This window comes from Streptomyces sp. KM273126, assembly GCF_004337435.2.
Classification (GTDB): Bacteria; Actinomycetota; Actinomycetes; order Streptomycetales; family Streptomycetaceae; genus Streptomyces; species Streptomyces acidicola.
Window position 1 is genome coordinate 127,453 of sequence record NZ_SJXB02000002.1, and the last position, 18,724, is coordinate 146,176.

General features: G+C 69.7%; 16 protein-coding genes and 2 pseudogenes. 10 read left to right on the plus strand and 8 right to left on the minus strand.

What is annotated here, in order from left to right:
- Positions 1-84: 84 nt before the first annotated feature.
- The 3 genes and pseudogenes from E0500_RS31140 to E0500_RS31150 all read right to left on the minus strand — a co-directional run bounded on the left by E0500_RS31140 (position 85) and on the right by E0500_RS31150 (position 2,945).
- Positions 85-926, minus strand: a pseudogene (locus E0500_RS31140) (hypothetical protein).
- Positions 927-1,094: 168 nt separating this feature from the next.
- Positions 1,095-2,123, minus strand: a complete 1,029-nt coding sequence (locus E0500_RS31145; protein WP_131563602.1) for an N-acetylmuramoyl-L-alanine amidase — start codon at positions 2,121-2,123, stop codon at positions 1,095-1,097.
- A 153-nt stretch (positions 2,124-2,276) separates the two neighbouring features.
- Positions 2,277-2,945 (minus strand): class I SAM-dependent methyltransferase, encoded by a 669-nt coding sequence (locus tag E0500_RS31150; protein WP_131563603.1) that lies wholly within the window; start codon positions 2,943-2,945, stop codon positions 2,277-2,279.
- Between the two features lie 265 nt (positions 2,946-3,210).
- Here E0500_RS31150 and E0500_RS31155 point away from each other — a divergent pair.
- Positions 3,211-4,838, plus strand: a pseudogene (locus tag E0500_RS31155) (IS200/IS605 family accessory protein TnpB-related protein).
- A 59-nt stretch (positions 4,839-4,897) separates the two neighbouring features.
- On the opposite strand, the gene E0500_RS31160 reads toward E0500_RS31155, so the two are convergent.
- Positions 4,898-6,637 (minus strand): MFS transporter, encoded by a 1,740-nt coding sequence (locus E0500_RS31160; protein ID WP_131570119.1) that lies wholly within the window; start codon positions 6,635-6,637, stop codon positions 4,898-4,900.
- 219 nt (positions 6,638-6,856) lie between these two features.
- Here E0500_RS31160 and E0500_RS31165 point away from each other — a divergent pair, with 219 nt between their 5' ends.
- On the plus strand, positions 6,857-8,284 hold the full coding sequence (locus E0500_RS31165; RefSeq protein ID WP_131570117.1) for an MFS transporter: 1,428 nt from the start codon (positions 6,857-6,859) through the stop codon (positions 8,282-8,284).
- A gap of 18 nt (positions 8,285-8,302) precedes the next feature.
- Here the strand turns inward: E0500_RS31165 and E0500_RS31170 are convergent, their stop codons facing one another.
- Entirely contained in the window at positions 8,303-8,944 is a 642-nt protein-coding gene (locus tag E0500_RS31170; protein WP_181587293.1) for a response regulator transcription factor, read from the minus strand.
- Between the two features lie 27 nt (positions 8,945-8,971).
- On the opposite strand from E0500_RS31170, the gene E0500_RS31175 reads away from it, so the two are divergent.
- The 7 genes from E0500_RS31175 to E0500_RS31205 all read left to right on the plus strand — a co-directional run bounded on the left by E0500_RS31175 (position 8,972) and on the right by E0500_RS31205 (position 17,071).
- Positions 8,972-9,391 (plus strand): hypothetical protein, encoded by a 420-nt coding sequence (locus E0500_RS31175; protein WP_131570115.1) that lies wholly within the window; start codon positions 8,972-8,974, stop codon positions 9,389-9,391.
- Positions 9,392-10,493: 1,102 nt separating this feature from the next.
- Positions 10,494-11,369, plus strand: a complete 876-nt coding sequence (locus tag E0500_RS31180; protein ID WP_131570113.1) for a MaoC/PaaZ C-terminal domain-containing protein — start codon at positions 10,494-10,496, stop codon at positions 11,367-11,369.
- 90 nt (positions 11,370-11,459) lie between these two features.
- Positions 11,460-12,536: a Zn-dependent alcohol dehydrogenase gene (locus E0500_RS31185; RefSeq protein WP_131570111.1), complete on the plus strand. Its 1,077-nt coding sequence runs from the start codon at positions 11,460-11,462 to the stop codon at positions 12,534-12,536.
- Between the two features lie 113 nt (positions 12,537-12,649).
- A complete protein-coding gene (locus E0500_RS31190; RefSeq protein WP_131570109.1) occupies positions 12,650-13,612 on the plus strand; it encodes a 3-oxoacyl-ACP reductase in 963 nt (320 codons plus the stop codon).
- Between the two features lie 108 nt (positions 13,613-13,720).
- Positions 13,721-14,050: a hypothetical protein gene (locus tag E0500_RS31195; RefSeq protein ID WP_131570107.1), complete on the plus strand. Its 330-nt coding sequence runs from the start codon at positions 13,721-13,723 to the stop codon at positions 14,048-14,050.
- 79 nt (positions 14,051-14,129) lie between these two features.
- Positions 14,130-16,358, plus strand: a complete 2,229-nt coding sequence (locus tag E0500_RS31200; protein WP_131570105.1) for a hypothetical protein — start codon at positions 14,130-14,132, stop codon at positions 16,356-16,358.
- Positions 16,355-17,071 carry a hypothetical protein gene (locus E0500_RS31205; protein WP_131570103.1) on the plus strand — a complete coding sequence of 239 codons (717 nt, stop codon included), beginning with the start codon at positions 16,355-16,357 and terminating at the stop codon, positions 17,069-17,071. The genes E0500_RS31200 and E0500_RS31205 overlap by 4 nt, the downstream gene beginning before the upstream one ends.
- A 31-nt stretch (positions 17,072-17,102) precedes the next feature.
- On the opposite strand, the gene E0500_RS31210 is transcribed toward E0500_RS31205, so the two are convergent.
- A complete protein-coding gene (locus E0500_RS31210; RefSeq protein WP_181587294.1) occupies positions 17,103-17,543 on the minus strand; it encodes a hypothetical protein in 441 nt (146 codons plus the stop codon).
- A gap of 73 nt (positions 17,544-17,616) precedes the next feature.
- A complete protein-coding gene (locus E0500_RS45175) occupies positions 17,617-17,748 on the minus strand; it encodes a hypothetical protein (RefSeq protein ID WP_309505259.1) in 132 nt (43 codons plus the stop codon).
- A 25-nt stretch (positions 17,749-17,773) separates the two neighbouring features.
- Between E0500_RS45175 and E0500_RS31215 the strand changes: the two genes are divergently transcribed.
- Positions 17,774-18,340 (plus strand): hypothetical protein, encoded by a 567-nt coding sequence (locus E0500_RS31215; protein WP_131571186.1) that lies wholly within the window; start codon positions 17,774-17,776, stop codon positions 18,338-18,340.
- 194 nt (positions 18,341-18,534) lie between these two features.
- On the opposite strand, the gene E0500_RS31220 is transcribed toward E0500_RS31215, so the two are convergent.
- The gene (locus E0500_RS31220; RefSeq protein WP_165935228.1) at positions 18,535-18,696 is read right to left on the minus strand and encodes a hypothetical protein; all 162 of its coding nucleotides are present in this window, start codon (positions 18,694-18,696) and stop codon (positions 18,535-18,537) included.
- Positions 18,697-18,724 lie beyond the last annotated feature (28 nt).

Sequence of the window (18,724 nt, forward strand, 5' to 3'; positions counted from 1 at the left end):
GCTTCGGGTGTGCGGGAGGCGACTGTACGACAACGGCCCCTCGCCCGGAAGGGGCGAAGGGCCGTGCGGGTGCGGGCCGACGCGTCAGCCGCGCTGGATACCACTCGTGTCCTGGAGCACACCACGGCGACCGTCCTGTGTCTGGGCGACCAGGCTCGGACCGCGCTGCTCGACGGCCAGGTACCAGGTGCCCGGCGCCAGCTCGGCGATCGTCGACTGCGAGCCGTCCTCAGCGAACAGCGGGCGCGGCACCGGCACCGCGAACCAGAACGGCGAGAAGTCGCTCACCGGAGGCTGCGGGGCCTGCGCCTGCTGCGGCTGCGCACCGTACGGCTGGCCCGGCTGCGGCTGACCCGGCTGGGGCTGGCCGCCGAAGGGCTGCCCCGGACCCGGCTGCTGGGCGCCCGGGTAGCCGTACCCGGCGGGCGGCTGCGCGCCGTACGGCTGCGGGCCTGCGGGCGCGGGGCGGGGACGAGGGCGGCCTTCAGGGCCGGGACGAGGGGGGTGGCGACCGCCCCGGCGGCCATGACCAGGGTGGCGATGAGGGCGAGGATCAGGCCGGTGCCGGCGCTGGGACCGGTACTCGAACCGTTGCCGATGTTGTCCGCGCCGCCGGCCACGTCGAAGACGTTACCCAGCGCGCTCCACGCGGCGAAGATCGTGAACGCGACGCCGAACTGACCGAGGTCCAGACCAGCGACCTTGGGCACCTGCGGCAGACTCCGGGAGGCGACGACGAGCGCCGCGCCGATGATCCCCGCCAGAACGACGCCGAACACGACCGGCCCACTGCCCCAGAGGCTCGGGAGGTCGACGCTGTCGGGAGCCCCGTCGATCGAGTAGAGGTCGAGGAACGACGCGATGAACAGCAATACCGCTGCTCCGATCACCACGCCGTCGCCTCTAGTGAGGGAGCGGATATTCACTTCAGGTCCTTCGTCAGTCGTCACGTCATCGGTGGAGGCGTCGCTGACACCAAGTCGCCGTGCGGCCGTGGTGTGAAGCGCAGAGGTGGCCCCTCATCGTAGGGACGACACTATCGTCCGATCAGTGACGGTGTCCGCCGGGATCAGCCCGCTGAACACTGCTCCCCGTTACTTGCGCAGGAAGCTCACGATTCCCTCAGAGATGCCCTGCGCCGCCTTCTGTCGCCAGGCGCCGCTGGTGAGGAGTGCGGCGTCCTTGCTGTCGCGCATGTTGCCGCACTCGATGAACACCTTGGGAACGGTCGACAGATTGAGACCGCCCAGGTCCTTGCGCGTGACGAGGCCGGTGCCGCCGCCGACGTAGTTGGAGGGCGCGCTGCCCGTGTTGCGGACGAACCTGCCCGCGACCCGCTCTCCCAGGTCGCGGGAGGGGGCGACGATCAGCCGGGTGTCGGCGCCGCCGTCGTTCACGGCGCCCGGGAGGATCACATGGAACCCGCGGTTCCCGGCGCCCGAGCCGTCCGCGTGGACGGACACGACGGCGTCGGCGTCCGCCTCGTTCCCGATCCGCGCCCGCTCGTCGACGCACGGCCCCCATGCCCGGTTGCCGTCCTGCGTGAACTTCACCGTGGCGCCCTGCTCTTCAAGGATCTTGCGCGCCCGCCGCGCCACGTCGAGCGTGAAGTCGGCCTCACGGTACCCGGAGTTGGTGGAGGTCCCCGTCGTGTCGCATTCCTTGAAGTTTGTCCCGATGTTCACCTTGCGGTTGATCTCGGTGGTGTGCTGGAAGTTGCCGGGGTTGTGACCGGGGTCGATGACGACGACCTTGCCGGTGAGGGGACCGGAGGCGGCGGGACCTGAGGACGAGCCGGAGGGCGAGGGGCTGGGGACCTTGTCGTCGTCGCCCGATCCTGTGGAGGCCGTCTTCCCGGAGTCCGATCCGGAGTCCGATCCGGCGTGCGATTCGGAGGGCGTGGACGTCCTCGCCGATCGGTTGTCAGGGGAGCCCGCGGTGGACGACGCCCCCGCAGCCGCACTGCCGGACCCGCCCGCGTCTCCGCCGCTCCCCGTGGCCTGCCACAGCAGCCACCCTGCCAGTGCACCCGGCACCAGCGCGGCGGCCGCGACCACCAACGGGCGGCGCAGCGGCGAACGGCGGGGCTGGGGCGGATCGAAGTCCGGGCCTACGTACGACACGACCGCCACCTTACGGGGCGACCCCGAGGCCCGCAGGGCGCCGGGGTCGCTCGGGTGAAGGCCGTGCGGGTGATGAACTCCGTGCGAGTCGCGAACGTCGTGACGGTGGTGAACTCCGTGGGCTTGGTGAACTCCGTGCGGGTGGTGTCCGCCTCAGATCCCCGTCCCCGTCCCCATCTCCGCCTCCGTCCGCCGCAGCACCCGCAGCGAACCGGTCGCCGAGCCCTCCGTGAACGCTCCGGACTCCAGGGCCCTGAGGTAGACGCGGTACGGGGCCTGGCCGGTGAACTCGTCCACCGGGTCCGGGAACACGTCGTGGATGAGGAGCAGACCGCCCTCGGCCACATGGGGTGCCCAGCCCTCGTAGTCGGCACTCGCGTGCTCGTCGGTGTGACCGCCGTCGATGAAGACGAGGGCGAGGGGTGTGCCCCAGATCGTCGCGATCTGCGGGGAACGGCCGACCAGGGCGACGACGTGCTCCTCCAGTCCCGCCCTGCGGAGCGTGCGGCGGAAGGTGGGCAGTGTGTCCATCAGGCCGAGCTCGGGGTCGACCGTTTCCGGGTCGTGGTAGTCCCAGCCGGGCTGCTGCTCCTCGCTGCCGCGGTGGTGGTCGACCGTCAGTGCGGTGACCCCGGCCGCCCGGGCCGCGTCGGCGAGCAGGATCGTGGACCGTCCGCAGTACGTGCCCACCTCCAGGAGGGGGAGCCCGAGCCGCCCCGCCTCGACGGCCGCCGCGTACAGCGCGAGCCCCTCGTCGGTGGGCATGAATCCCTTGGCGGCCTCGAACGCGGCCAGGGTCTCCGGCGGGGGTGCCGCGGGCATGGGGCTCCTTCGGGTCGTACGTGCGTCCGAGCGCCCATGCTGCCGCACCCCCGGGCCGGAGGCGGGCCGGGGGGTTGTGGACTGCTGGCGATTGACTGAGTACGAGCGTGTTCTGGTGCGCACGAGTGAGTGTCCAGGCTGCGGCAGGTGCGGGCCTAAGGGTGAGAACAGAGGTTTCTCTGTCGAATGTGTGACCTTTGCCGGTGGTGGTCGTTGGATGCGGCAAGGGGGTTCTTCGGCCGACGCGGGGACAGGGGGTGAAGGGTTGGGCGGGCTGCGGGAGTTGGCGGCGCCGTTCGTGGTGCCCGGCCCCTCGGGGGTCGCGGTCCGCGACCGCCTCAAGCACCTGACGGCCGAGGACGAGGAGGTACTGCGGCTGGTCGGCGATCATCTGGGCACGCTCGCCTCCCGGGATCTGAAGGCGCGCTGCGCGGCCGGGCTGGACCATGACACCGGCCAGTGGGCCGAGCGCAAGCGGCCCTGACCGAGGAGTCCTCCTCGCGGTGGGCGGGGTCGATCACGAAGGCCAACCACGATCAGTGGGCGCTCGCCCGACGCGGGCAGCTCGCGCACATCCAGGGCCTGGAAGCGGGTGTGCGCACGATCGCGCACCGGCTGTCCGTGCCCGTCGGGGAGAAGGGCGCTCAGCGGGCGCCGGGTGGCTACCGCAACCGGCAGGAGTGGTTCGCCAAGACCCGCCGCCTGCACGTGCTCACCGACCGGCTCGATGTCGCGCGGGCGGACCGTGAGGCTGGTGTTGTGCACGTGGTGCGGGGCGGGAAGCGCCTGCTGAACACCCGCCACCACCTCGACGCCGCGCAGCTCACCGAGGAGCAGTGGCGTACCCGGTGGCAGGCCGGGCGCCGGTTCCTCCAGGCCGACGGGGAGTCCGGCAAGCGGTTCGGCAACGAGACCATCCGTGTCACCCCCGACGGGGAGGTCTCCCTCAAGCTCCCGGCCCCTTTGGCGCATCTGGCCAACGCCCCGCACGGCCGGTACGTGCTCGCCGCGCGGGTGGCGTTCGCGCACCGGGGTGATCAGTGGCGTGACCGCGTCACTGCGAACCGGGCCGTCGCCTACCGCATCCACGAAGACACCGCACGCGGGCGCTGGTACCTCACCGCGTCGTGGACGATCCCCCCGGCCAGGACCGTGCCACTCACGGCGGCCCGCCCAAGCGGCCTGATCGGCGTCGACACCAACGCCGACCACCTCGCCGCCTGGCGCCTCGACGCACACGGCAACCCCGTCGGCCAGCCACTCCGGTTCGGCTACGACCTGTCCGGCACCGCCGCCCACCGCGACGCCCAGGTCCGCCACGCCCTGATCCGCCTGCTGCACTGGGCCAAACGCCACAACCTCGCGATCGCGGTCGAGGATCTCGACTTCCAGGCGGAGAAGACCCGCGAGAAACACGGCCGCCGGAAAGGCTTCCGCAAGCTGATCTCCGGCATGCCCGTCAGCAGACTGCGGGCCCGGCTCGTGTCGATGGCGGCCGAACTCGGCATCACCATCGTCGCCGTCGACCCGGCCTACACCAGCCGCTGGGGTGCCCAGCACTGGCAGAAACCCCTCACCACCACAACACGCAAGACCACTCGCCACGACGCTGCCGCCGTGGCGATCGGCAGGCGCGCCCTGGGACACCCGATCCGGCGACGGACGGCACCGCCCCCACACGACAGGAGTGATCGTGCGGGGCATCGGACCGTCCAGGCCCGACCGGGCACCCCGGGGCGTGAGGGACCCCGCCCCCGCATTCCCGGACCACGGACACGATCCGTGCGCGCCGGACGCGGAGCGAACGCGGGGAACCAGGACGCCCAACACCGTTCGGGGCGCCCGGCTGAGCACGAGTCCTGGCAACAGGACTCATTCCCGCTCAGCCTTTAGGAACGGTACGGGTGAGGCCTTTAGTTCAATTCAGGAGTTCAGGTGTCCAGGGGTCCGGCTCAGGCCTTCACGGTGGTGGTCGGCAGGGGCAGGTCCACGTCGATCGGGTGGTCGTCGCCCGTGTGGGTCGCGGACGAGGCGAGCGGGCCGTGGCCGGTGGCGCGGGCCGCCAGCACGTAGGTGCCCTCGGTGGGGACGGCGAGGGCGTACGAGCCGTCCTCGGCGGTGACCGTCGCGCCCGCCCGGCGTCCGTGCCGGTCGATCAGCATCACCTTGGCGCGGGCGACCGGGGTGCCCTCGGCGTCCAGGACACGGCCGCGGAAGCCTCCCAGCACCTCGGTGGCCCGCCGCAGGGCCGCGTCCTCCTCGCTGCTCGCACGCAGCTGCGGCCTCGTCGCGGGGCGGCTGCCCGGCAGGAACAGGGCGAGGGCGAGGCCCAGGACGACCGCGGCCGTGGCGATCAGGAAGGAGATCCGGAAGCCGTGCATGGTGGGGATCGCGACGCCGTTCACGGTGTTCGCGGTGTTGGCGAGGACCATGCCGATGACGGCGCTCGACACCGACGTACCGATGGAGCGCATGAGGGTGTTCAGGCCGTTGGCCGCGCCCGTCTCGGAGGCCGGGACCGCGCCGATGATCAGGGCGGGGAGCGAGGAGTAGGCGAGGCCGATGCCGGCGCCCAGGACCACCGCGATGACGAGGCTCTGCCAGGCGGCGCTCATCAGGCCGAGGCCGGCGCCGTAGCCGACCGCGATGATCAGCATGCCGAGGATCAGGGTGACCTTGGGGCCGTACTTCGCCGACACACGGGCGTAGACGGGGGCCGTGAACATCATCGTCAGGCCCAGCGGAGCGACGATCAGGCCCGCGGCGACCATCGACTGGCCGAGGCCGTAGCCGGTGGACTTCGGCAGCTGGAGCAGCTGGGGGAGGACGAGGGAGACGACGTAGAAGCTGACGCCGACCATGATCGAGGCGAGGTTGGTGAAGAGGACGGCGGGGCGGGCCGTGGTGCGCAGGTCGACGAGGGGCGCCTTCAGACGCAGCTCCATGACACCCCACAGGACGAGCACGACCGCCGACGCGGCGAACAGGCCGAGCGTGGTGCCCGAGGTCCAGCCCCAGTCGCTGCCCTTGGTGATCGGCAGGAGGAAGAGGACGAGACCGGTGGAGAGGCCGAGTGCGCCGAGGACGTCGAAGCTGCCCTCGGCGCGCATCGGGGACTCCGGTACGGCGAGGAGGGTGAGGACGATCGAGAGGATGCCGAGGCCGGCGGCGCCGTAGAAGAGGGCGTGCCAGTTGGTGTGCTGGGCGACCAGGGCCGCGGCGGGCAGCGCGAGGCCGCCGCCGACGCCGATCGAGGAGCTCATCAGGGCCATCGCTGAGCCGAGCCGCTCGCGGGGCAGCATGTCGCGCATCAGGCCGATACCGAGGGGTATCGCGCCCATGGCGAAGCCCTGGAGGGTGCGGCCGACGATCATCGGGAGCAGTGTGCTGGTGAACGCGCTGATCAGCGCACCGACCACCATCACGGCGAGGCTGAGGACCAGCAGGCGCCGCTTGCCGTAGAGGTCGCCCAGGCGCCCCATGATCGGCGTCGCCACGGCGCCCGAGAGCAGCGTCGAGGTCAGGACCCAGGTGGCGTTGCTCGGGGTGGTGTCCAGCAGCGTCGGCAGGTCCTTGATGACCGGTACGAGCAGGGTCTGCATCACCGCGACAACGATCCCCGCGAAGGCCAGGACCGGGACGATCGCTCCGGTCGGCCTCCGGGTGGGCCGGTCTGCGGTCGTGTGCGTCATTGCGTGAGGCCTCCAGGCCGCGTGAGAAGGGGTACGTGGATGCTGAACCCCGTGTGCCTGGGCAACTATTCCGATGTTTTGGGTACCTAACGAATTCTTGACCTGCATATGGGGATCTGACGTGCCGTCATGCCGGGCCGGTCCCGTGTGGCGTAGGTCTCACGCCCGAGGTGCACCGGCGCGAAATGCCGATGCCGTGGGCGCCGGGTGGTTGAGAGCATGAGCCTCATGCTCAGAGCCGCCGAAGGCACCCGTGCATCGGGCCGTATCGCGCCGCCCACCTGGCTCCTGGTCGCGCTCGCGTGCGCCGGGCAGTTCCTCGTCGTCCTGGACGTGTCCGTCGTCAATGTGGCGCTGCCGTCGATACGGACCGACCTGGGGCTCGGCGTGACGGGGCTGCAGTGGGTGGTGAACGCGTACACCATCGCCTTCGCCGGCTTCATGCTGCTGGGAGGGCGGGCCGGTGACCTGTACGGGCACAAGCGAATGTTTCTCCTGGGGCTCGCCCTCTTCACACTGGCGTCGCTCGGCGGCGGCCTTGCCCAGGACGGCTGGCACCTGCTCGTCGCGCGGACCGTCCAGGGGCTCGGGGCCGCGGTGCTCGCGCCCTCGACGCTGACCATCGTCACCTCGGCGGTGCCGGAGGGGCCCGCCCGCGCACGGGCCATCGCCACGTGGATGGCGGTCGGCGCGGGCGGCGGAGCGGCGGGCGGCCTGGTCGGCGGGGTACTGGTGGACGCCCTGTCGTGGCGGTGGGTGCTCCTCATCAACGTGCCCGTGGGTGCCGTGGTGCTGACCGGCGCGGCATGGCGGCTCGTCGAGAGCCGGGCGCGGGACCGGCGTCGGCTCGACCTGCCGGGCGCGGTCCTGGTGACGGCGGGTCTCGCGAGCCTCGCCTACGGCATCGTGCAGACCGAGGCCGTGGGCTGGACGGCGGCCGTGACGCTGGTGCCGCTGCTCGCCGGACTGGTGCTGATCGGCGCCTTCCTGGCCGTCGAGGCACGGACGCGGGCACCGCTGATGCCGCCGAAGCTGCTGCGGCTGCGGTCGGTGGCGTCGGCGAACACGGCCATGTTCCTGTGCGGTGGGGTGATGTTCTGCACCTGGTACTTCATGACGCTGTACGCGCAGACCGTGCTCGGCTACACCCCGCTGGAGGCCGGGCTCGCGGGGATACCGACTTCGCTCGCGGTGGTGCTCGGTGCCCAGCTCGCGCCGCGGCTCATGCGGGTGCTCGGGGCGCGCCATGTTGTGGTGCTCGGGATGCTGATGGCAGCCGTCGGGTTCGGGTGGCAGTCGACGATGACGGCGGACGGTTCGTACGTGACCGCGATCATGATCCCCGGAGTCCTGATGATGGCCGGCGGCGGTCTGTCGGCGACCCCGTTGGCCGCGCTCGCCACGTCCGGGGCGGCCCCCGGGGACGCCGGTCTGGTGTCCGGGCTCGTCAACACCTCGCGGACGATGGGCGGCTCACTCGGTCTCGCCGTCATGTCGACGATCGCGGCGGCCCGTACGGCGGGCGGCACCTCACCGGAGGCGCTGACGGACGGGTACGCGCTGGTGTTCCGCACGGGCGGAACCGTGCTCGTCGTGGCGGCGGTGCTGATGCTGGCCTGGCTGCCGCGGCGGACGCCGACGGACTGACCTCCGGCCTCCGGTCCGCTACAACCACCCCTGCTGCCGGGCCTCCCGCATCGCCTCCATGCGGTTGCGGGTGCCCGTCTTGCCGATGGCGGAGGAGAGGCAGTTGCGGACGGTGGACTCGGAGAGGTGGAGCCGGTCCGCGATGTCGGCGACGGCCGCCCCGTCCGCGGAGGCATTGAGTACGTCGCACTCGCGGGACGTGAGCGGGTTGGGGCCCGCGCTGAGGGCGGCCGCGGCGAGCACCGGGTCGATCACCGTCTCGCCGGTCAGCACGCGGCGGACCGCCTCGGCGAGCTCCTCCACCGGTCCGTCCTTCACGAGGAACCCGGCGGCGCCCGCCTCCATGGCCCGGCGCAGGTAGCCGGGCCGGCCGAAGGTGGTGAGGATCAGCACCCGGCAGTCCGGCACCTGGTCGCGCAGGTCAGCGGCGGCGTCCAGGCCGCTCTTTCCGGGCAGTTCGATGTCGAGCAGTGCGACGTCGGGACGGTGGGTGAGCGCGGCGTCCACGATCGCGTCCCCGGCGCCGACCTGGGCCACCACCTCCATGTCCGCCTCCATGCCCAGGAGCAGCGCGAGGGCGCCTCGCATCATGCCCTGGTCCTCGGCGAGCAGGACTCTTACGCTCTTCAGCGGGCGGTGGTCCTGCGGCATCTCGCTCATGAGGAACAGGCTAGAGCGGGCAGTTTGTTGGGGCGCGTCAAGCAGGTCTGCGGGCAGACGAAAGCCCCGCCCGGCGCGTGGCCGGACGGGGTGCGTGGTGTCGGTGGGCGGCTGTGCGTCCTGTGTCGGTTCCTGCGGGAAGAAGGGCTGATCGTCACGACCCCCGGCATGGGCTCGTTCGACCGCGACCGCAGCGGCGAGCAATCGCGAGAGAAGGACGCGTATGACCGGTCGAGCGCGATGCCGAAGGAGAAGCCGATACGGGTGCGATATATCGGGCTTGCCGTGTGGCTCACCCAGATCGGCGACCTGAACACCGCCATTGGTGAGCCCGGAGAATCCGGCTTCCGCCTCGGTCGCCCCGAAACGAGCCGCATAGAGATCACCTGTCTCCGTATCCCAGTCCTGGTCGTCAGAGGCAGCACTTCCGTGTCGTCCAGTCGCTGACCGGCGTTCAACAGCGGAATGCCGTTCCACATGATGGTCGGGATCTCAGACCACGCACCCGCAGTACGGACGCCTCCCGCTCGTGCTTGGAACAGCCGCCGCCACGGGCGGTCGACTCGGGACAGCCGGGGAAGTTGCATGGGGGCGGGGCTTTCGGGGCGTGAGGCATTACCTCTGATCCGGGGGATCTGGAAGGCCGGCAGCCTTATTGCCTATGGCGAGAAACAAATCACCCACAAGAGTGGCTTGCGGCTGTGGCGGATTCGTGCGGTTTGCGTCGGGAAATGGGCCTCGTCAAGAGGGGTGAAAGCACCTCAGGACTGTGTGCCGCCCTGCCATATTCACTGACCTCAGGACGAGGTTGAAAGCGAGGAATCATGACGAACGACGAAGGCACGGTTGCCAGCGGCTGCCAGTGTGGCCCCGGCTGTAGCTGCGGCTGCCAGAACGGCGGCTCCTGCCAGTGCGGTGGCTCCTGCGGGTGAGGCGGTCAGCCGTCTGAACCATGAGCCCCCGGACAACTCGTCCGGGGGCTCCTTCATGCGCGACGAGCCGCAAAGCCAGCAGCCCCGAACTCTGCTGCCGGCTTGTAGCTCCTGCGTCCCGTCGGCATGGAACGCCCGCATTCCTCGCAGCGGAGCAAGCCGGTGAGGAGATGGTCGGACTGCCCTCCCGGTAAGCCGGTCACCGCCTCGCGGATCTCCGTCAGGGCCTGGCGGCCGACCGACACGGCCTGAGACCGAGGCGGTGTTGCAGCTCTTTCCGTCATGGCTACGACGCTACGAGCCACCGGGCGGGCACGGCAGATGCGCTTGTACGGACTCGGGTGGGACAGATGTCACGGCTGTCACGGCACGCGGAGACAGGCGGGGACACACGGATCTGACGTGGCGTCAGAAGTCTTCACAAGTGTACGCGGCTCGGCTATACAGAGGTCGCCGGACTGGAACGCGTTCTAGGGATTTCCAGGGATTTCCCAGGGAGGGCGGGTTCCGCGGCCCCGTGACGACCTCGGTGCGGCCGATGGTGCGGACGGCCGTGCCGAGGTCTCTTCCCGTCGACGAGTCGTTCCCGCACCCCAGCCGCCCCGATCAGGAGCCCCATGCCCATCGACGCAGCCCTGGCCCTCGCGGCCGAGCCCCGGTCCGGGGAGATCTCCTGGACCTCGAAGGACGTCCAGCTGTACCACCTCGGCGTGGGCGCGGGCGCGAACCCCGACAAGCACAGCCCCGCCACCGATCCCGACGAACTGCGCTACACCCTGGAGTCCCGGCTGCACGTCCTGCCGAGCTTCGCCACCGTCGCGGGCGCCGGTTCGCCCGGGGTGATCAGCAGCCTGTCCATGCCCGGCGTCGACGTCGACCTGGCCCGCGTCCTGCACGGCGGCCAGACCGTCGAGATCCACCGTCCCATCCCGGTCGAGGGCACCGCGACCGCCACCTCCCGTATCGCCGCCGTGTACGACAAGGGCAAGGCGGCCGTCCTCGTCATGCGCACCGAAGTCACCGGCGCCGAGGGCCCGTTGTGGACCAACGACGCCCAGATCTTCGTACGGGGGGAGGGCGGCTGGGGAGGAGACCGCGGACCGTCCGCCCGTCTCGAACCGCCCGCCGGTGAACCCGACAAGGTCGTCGAACGCCCGATCCACGAGGACCAGGCACTGCTCTACCGTCTCTCCGGCGACTGGAACCCACTGCACGCCGATCCGGAGTTCGCCAAGGTCGCCGGGTTCGAACGGCCCATCCTGCACGGGCTGTGCACCTACGGCATGACCCTCAAGTCCGTCGTCGACACGCTGCTCGGCGGCGATGTGAGCCGGGTGCGCTCGTACACCACGCGATTCGCCGGGGTCGTGTATCCGGGGGAGACACTGCGCATCCGCATGTGGCGCGAGGACGGCAGGGTCCAGGTGTCGGTGACGGCGGTTGACCGGGACGACGCCCCCGTACTCGCCGACACCCTCGTCGAACACTCCTGAGCAGCCCAGCACTCCGGTACGTCCAGTACTCCGGCACGACCAGTACTCCGGCACGACCAGTACTCCGGTACTCCTGAGGGGAGCCGCACCATGCGCGCAGCCGTACTGCACGAGATCGGCCAGGACAAGCTCGACGTCCTCGACGACGTCGAGGCGGTGGGCTTCGGGCCCGGCAGGGTGAGGATCCGGGTACGCGCCACGGGCCTGTGCCACTCCGACCTGTCCGCCATGGCCGGGGTCCTGCCGCAGCCGGCGCCGTTCGTGCTCGGCCACGAAGGGGCGGGCGAGATCCTCGAAGTCGGGGAAGGCGTCGGCCACTTGAAGGCGGGCGACCGGGTGATCGTCTGCTGGTTGCCGGCCTGCGGCGCATGCCCCGCCTGCAAGCGCGGCCAGACCGAGCTGTGCCTGACCGGGTTCATGAACGCGGGCACCCCCAACTTCAGGCGGCCCGGCGGCGACGTCTTCGGCTTCGCGGGCACCGGCACCTTCACCGAGGAGGTCGTCGTCGACGCGGGCTGCGCGGTGCCGATCCCCGACGACGTGCCCTTCGACATCGCCGCCCTCATCGGCTGCGGCGTCACCACCGGGCTCGGCGCCGCGCTCAACACGGCGGACGTGGAGCCGGGTTCGTCGGTCGCCGTCATCGGCTGCGGGGGAGTGGGCATATCCGCGATCCAGGGCGCACGGCTCAAGGGTGCCGCCGAGATCATCGCCGTCGATCCCGTCGCCTCCCGACGGGAGTCCGCGCTGAAGTTCGGCGCGACGAAGGCGGTGGCGCCGGAGGAACTGGCCGACACCAAACAGTCGGTGACCGCCGGCGAGGGCTTCGACTACGTCTTCGAGGTGGTCGGCAGGTCCGCGACCGCACGGACGGCGTACGACATGACGCGGCGCGGCGGCACGCTGGTCGTCGTGGGCGCGGGCGCCATGGACGACTTCCTCCAGTTCAACATGTTCGAGCTGTTCTTCGACGAGAAGCGCATCCTGCCGTCGATGTACGGCGGCGGGGACGTGGTGCGGTCGTACGAGCGGACGATCGCGCTGTGGCGCGCCGGGCGCATCGACCTCTCAGGCCTGATCACCCACCGGGTGCCGCTGGCCGACGTCAACGAGGCGCTGCACCAGATGCGGACGGGCACGGCGCTGCGGACGTGCGTAGAGATCTGAGAACCCGAGAACCCGAGGACTTGAGAGCCCGGGGGACTTGAGAGCCCGGGGGACTTGAGAGCCCGGGGACTTGAGGATTCATTGATGAGCTTCCATGCGGCGGAGGGGCGTTGATGTCACTGCCACTTGAGGGTCGGTCCGCGATCGTCACGGGCGCGGGCCGCGGACTGGGCCGGGCCGAGGCGCTGGAACTCGCCCGGCTCGGCGCCGCGGTCGTCGTCAACGACTACGGTCAGCCGGGCCGCGACGGCTCGGGCGAGGCGTCCACCGGGCCGGCCGAGGACGTCGCCGCCGAGATCCGGGCGGCGGGCGGCACGGCCGTAACCGACACGGGAGACGTGGGGAACCACGAACAGGCCGGGGAACTGGTCGAGTTGGCGATCACGGAATTCGGGAAGCTGGACATCCTCGTCAACAACGCGGGCATCCTGCGCGACCGGATGGTCTTCTCGATGTCGGAGGACGAGTGGGACGCCGTCATCCGAGTCCATTTGAAGGGCCACTTCAACACGACGCACTTCGCGGCAGCGCACTGGCGGGCGCGCAGCAAGGCGGAGGGCGGGCGGCCGGTGTACGGACGGATCGTGAACACCTCGTCGGAGGCGTTCCTGGCGGGCTCGGCAGGACAGCCCAACTACGCGGCGGCGAAAGGCGGAATCGTCGGCCTGACCACGTCGACGGCGGCCGCCCTCGCCAAGTACGGCGTGACGGCGAACGCGATCTGCCCGCGGGCGCGGACGAGGATGACGGCGGACGTGTTCGCGGGAGTGGAGCAGCCCGGGGACGCCGATGGTGACGGCGGTGGCCTGGACCCGTTGGCCCCCGAGCATGTCGCGCCGCTCGTCGGGTACTTGGCGTCGCCCGCGGCCGGGCACGTGAACGGGCAGCTCCTCGTCGTGCACGGGGGGATGGTCGCGGTTATCGAACGGCCCCGGGTGGCAGCCCAGTTCGACACCGAGCGGGACGCTTTCACGTACGAGGAGCTGGACGCTCTGCTCAGCCCGTACTACGCCGGGCGGCCGAGGAACGAGACGTTCGCGGCGGTGGAGGTGCTGGGGCTCAGGCGGGGACGCTGAGGGGTCGTACGGAATGCAACGGCCCCACTTACTGTCGTCGTGTTCGCGTCAGGTACGGTGGCTGCCTTCCTCTTACGTACGGAGCGCAACGACACATGGGGGTAGGACGTGTCAACCGGGACGGAAATCGAGGATCCGGCAGCCCTCAATCGTGCGGGCACGGGTGCGCGCGAGATCGAGGGGCAGACGCGAACTGCCGGTGCGCATCCGGTGGACGAGACGCGTACGGCAGCCGGGGACTTCGGCAGTGGCAACTGGGACGGTGGGCTGGGCGGGGCGCTTACTGGCCTGGCGGAGACCTGGTCATCTCAGGTCTCCGCACTCGCGGGCAAGTGTGACAGCCTCGCCGGCCAGTGCGGAGTTTCGGGAGTGCTGTATCAGCGCACGGAAGCCGCGAACGCGCAAACCATGAACTCTCTGGCGAGTGACTTCGGCTGAACCAGGCCTTCCATCCCACCGCCACCGCCACCGCGCCAACCAGACAAGACTCACGACTTCACGGGGAATCGCCGAGCTCATGCCGACGTACGAGCAGCTGTACCACCTCAAGCTCAGCAACCTCAAAGCGGCCGCTGAGCGCTGGGAGGAGACCGTCACCAAGTTCAAGGGGCTGCACACCGCGTACGGCGATCAGGTCGCCAGCCCCTTCCGGCAGGCAGGCTGGACCCAGCCGGTCCTGACGGCGGCCAAAGCCGACAACGACGTACGCGCCGCCCAGCAGGAGTTCGAGGACGCCCACAAGGAGGCGAAGGGTATCGCCGGTGTCCTCACGACGTTGCACGCCGAATTGAAGAAGGCGAAGTACGACCTCCACCACCTCGCTGAGGTCGAGGCCAAGGAGCAGGACCTCCTTGTCAGCACCACCGGCGTCGTCACCCCGCGCTATGAACTCTCCCACGTCGGCGCCCGCGACGACCCCGACCGCCAGGCCGCCATCCGCGAACAGCAGGACGCGTGCGACGCCTTCGCCCGCCGTATCGAACGAGTCCTCCAGCGCGCCGCCGCCGCCGACGACACCGCCTGCTGGGCCCTGCGCCGCGACCTCGGCGGAGACAAGACCGACTTCAACTCCAAGGTCGTCACCTCCCTCGACGACGCCGACGCCACCCGCGCCTTGGAACTGGCGCAAAAGGGCTCGGACATGTCGGACAGTGAACTCCGGAAGTTCAACGAGCTGTTGCGGGCCAACAAGAACGACAAGGAGTTCGCCGAGAAGTTCACCACAGGAATGGGCGGCCGGGGGACGCTGGAGTTCTGGGAGGGCATGGATCTCCACGGCGATCCGGCCCCCGAGGGCGCCCGCAAGGAGCTCCTGGAGCAGACCCGCAGCCAGCTCGGTGGGACCCTCGCCACCGCCACCGAGTCCGACAGCAGGGCGATGCGGGAGTGGAAGGAGGACGTGATCGCCGCAGGCCCCTACCCTCTCGATCACGACCTCAACAAGCCCAGGGGATTCCAGGTGATGTCGGACCTGATGAACTCGGGCCGCTACGACAGCGCATTTCTGAAGGACTACGGGAACGCCCTGATCGACTATGAGAAGGACGCCACCAAGAACGGTGACTCCCTGAGTAACGAGTACCTCGGTAAGACCATCCCCGGCAGCGGCCTTGACGGCGGTGACATCGACCTCACCAACGACTGGGGCACCGACCCCATGACCGGCTACATGAACGCCCTCGGCCACAACCACCAGGCGTCCACCGAATTCTTCTCCGACAAGGGCAACTTCGACTACGTGGTGGGCGGTGATGGAGTCAAGGGTGCCCGCGACTGGCCCGAGGACGCTCACCCGCAGTACGAGAACGGCACTTCCCGTGGCTACAACGCTCTCGGCCATGCCCTGGAATCCGCCACCACGGGGAGCGACTACGGCGCCGCCAAACCCGAACTCCACCGGGGTGAGGAGGAACGCGCCGTCATGCAGCGGGTCATGGAACGCTACGGGGATCCCGAGGTGGAGCTGATGGACAAGCAGACGGGCATCTCCGACAGCATGGGGCGCATCGGCGCCGCCTACATCGACGACCTCAACTACGGCATTTCGGGACTGGATGCCTCCGACCAAAGCCAGCGAGGTATGGAGGAGCTGTTCGGCGTCAAGGACGAGAACCGAATCGAACCGGTCGCTGCCCAGCAGTTCGTCCGCGAACTCGGCAACGACGAGACCTCGCACGGCATCATGTCTCAGGCCCAGCAAGCGTTCACCACCAGCCGTATCCAGGCCCACGAAGGCACCGCTGAGGCGTATCGGGCCGCCGAGTGGGGGATGACGATGCACGGTGCCCTCGATGAGGCGCGCGCCGAACAGATCGGCCGCGACTACCGTGAGAGCGACGAGGACTACAACCACGAACTCGCGAAGTCCGCAGCCTGGAAGCAAGCGGGAGTCTCCGTCACCGTGGGCGGTGCCACAACCGGGGTCGAAGCAGCTGCCACCATCCTGGCCCCGCAAGCAGCGCCCATCATCCTTCCCATCGCCGAGGCCGCTGGCTCAGCTGTGGAAACCGGCCTGGGCAACGAGATCGCCGACTCCCTCAAGGAAAACGAGCGGGACAGCACCGGCAAAGCCATCAACAGCATCGATGAATTCGACTACGAATCCAAGAAACTGGCCAGAACAGGAATCGACAACTACATGGACAGCCAAGGCGTGGTGGGTGCATCGCGGGACACCCGGAACACGGCACTCGACGCCGCATACGCCCGGGGTAGTCGCATAACAGATACGGACAACTCCCGATGACCCCGAAGCCTCACCGTCATCAAGCCACGGTTGCAGCTCTGGCGCTTGCCGCCCTCATCACCGCCTGCACTGCTTCACCGAATGAGCCCAAACCCGCCCCCATCAAGCCAGTCGCGGCGGACGAGATCTGTGGCGGCATGTTCGGCAGCAGCACAATGCGAGACCTTCAGCAGTTGCTCGTCGGTCGGAAGGAGTTCTATCCGCGTACGCGATCCGAGGGGACGAGAGTCGAGCGGGTCGCAGAGCAAATGCGTAAGGAAGCCCCAGGCAGCAGCAAGCCGAACTACACCAGAGCCTCCTCCGTCTGTTCCTTCCTGCTGTGCAAGGAAGATGTGCGAACGCCGTGCGGTGGCCAAAGGGAAATCGACTTCTACTTCGGCTGGACCCGGCACCCGTACTTCACCAAAGAGGAGAAGTCTGAAACCCTCAATTTCACCGTAGGCGATGCGGAGATGACGCGCGCTGTGGACGACCTCCGGCGTTCAACAGCACGCTTCGCATGCACACTTCCGAGTGGCCACGACGGTGCCGTACAAGGCTACTTTGAGGGGTATTGGGACAACGGCCTCGACGACGTAACCAAGCAGAGCAATACTCGACTCAGAGTGTTGCTCTCAGCCGCATCCAAGGTAAGTAAGTCCTTGGGCTGCACGAACAGTCCTAACCTCTCGCCCTCTGGCGTCGAGGAGTCTCGCCAGAATGAGACCACTTGACCATGGTTTCGTGAGAGCGGGGTGGACGGGTTCACCGCTCCTTGTGCAGCTCTCTGCCACTGGCGCGGTGAGCACTACCCGGCAGGTCCATCCGGCGCCGAGGACTGCGTTCCGCTACCGCTGGTAGGGGTTGCTCCCGGGTGGGGGCTGGTTCGGCGGGGCGACCGGGGTGTGGGCTGTTGCTGGTAGGGGTTCGGGGCGGGCCCTGGTTGCCGTACGGCTGCTGTTGGGCGTACGTGGCGAATCCGGGCGGCGGGTTGGTCGAGCCGTCGCGGCGGGCGCGGTTCTTGCTGCGGACGGCGAGGACGATGGCGCCGACCACGAGGAGGAGGAAGACTCCGCCTGCGGCGAGGGCGAGGATGGTGGTGGTGCTCAGACCGCTGTTGTCGTCCGCGCTGCTGGAGGCGGCCGGGGGTGTGGCGGCGTCGCCCTTGCCGGTGCTGCTGGAGTCGGCGGCGGTGCGGGCGGCCACCGTGCCGCCACCGCTCGCCCCTCCGGCACCCCCGGCCCGGCCCTCGTCGCCGAGGAGCCCCTACGGGCTGGAGTCACCGCTCAACGGCGAGGATGCTGCCCTGATCCGCCCCTACCTGGTCGCGTTCGAGGAGAGGCAGCGGCAGAGGGAACGCCGCCTCGCCCTGGTCCTCGCTGCGGACTTCGGCATCGACCTTGATCCGCACGTGATCGGCGCGCGGGGGGGGCCTGATGACCGCCACTGTCACCGGCACCGGCACCGGCACCGGTAACGCGCTGTGCGGTGCCCGCCGCCCCGGGTGGGAGCGGCCGGGCCGCGGGCATCACCGCCTGCCCTGCGTCCTGGGGCAGGGCCACGACGGAGACCATCGCGATGCATTCGGCCACGCCTGGCTCCAGCGGTCCGGCGTGGCGGAATGCGGGGCACTGCTCCCCGGCGCGGCGGGGCTCCGCCTGCGGATCGTGGGGCACTACGGCCCGCATCAGGACGTCGCCGACCGCGAGGGGGCCGGTGTGTGCGAGAAGTGCGGGTCGACTGAGCCGCCGCACGTGACCGTCACCACGGACAGCGGCGGAACTGCACGGCACCGGCAGGTCTGCCAGGGGTGCGCGCGCAGCGATGCCTCGGCCGTCGTACGTCCGCCCGTGCGGATGTGCGTGCGCTGCGACCGGATCACTGACACTCCGGTTCTCGTCTCCGAGGTGCACCAGAACTCCGGGCCGGGATTCAACGTGTACGCGTGCGACGACTGTGCGTCCCACTTCCCGCCACTGCCCGACGCGTTCGACGTCTTGTAAGGCCAGGCGCCGGAGGCCTCGCCTGGCAGAGTGACGGGGTGGACGACCATGCGACGGCCCCGGAAGCATCGCGCTGGCGGGGTCGTGTGCCGCGCGCCTCGCACTGCTGCACAGTGCGAGGCGCGCGGTGTGCACTTTCCTCCGGCTGGCTCGACGTCTGGCTGGCTTGACGTTTCAGCAGAGCCGAACGTCGGTCAGGCAGCCGCTTCCGTCTGCTCGGCCTGCCTGCGGTGCCGGCCCCGAGGGGTCGCCTCGGAGTCGTTCACCGAGACCGGTCCGCGATGCTTGCCGTGGCCAGAGGCCTCGTGGGCGGTGGCGTCGGCGGCGGGCGGTTCCGTGGTGTGTGTGTCGCTCATGTGGAAGTGTTCACCCCGTCAGCGAGAT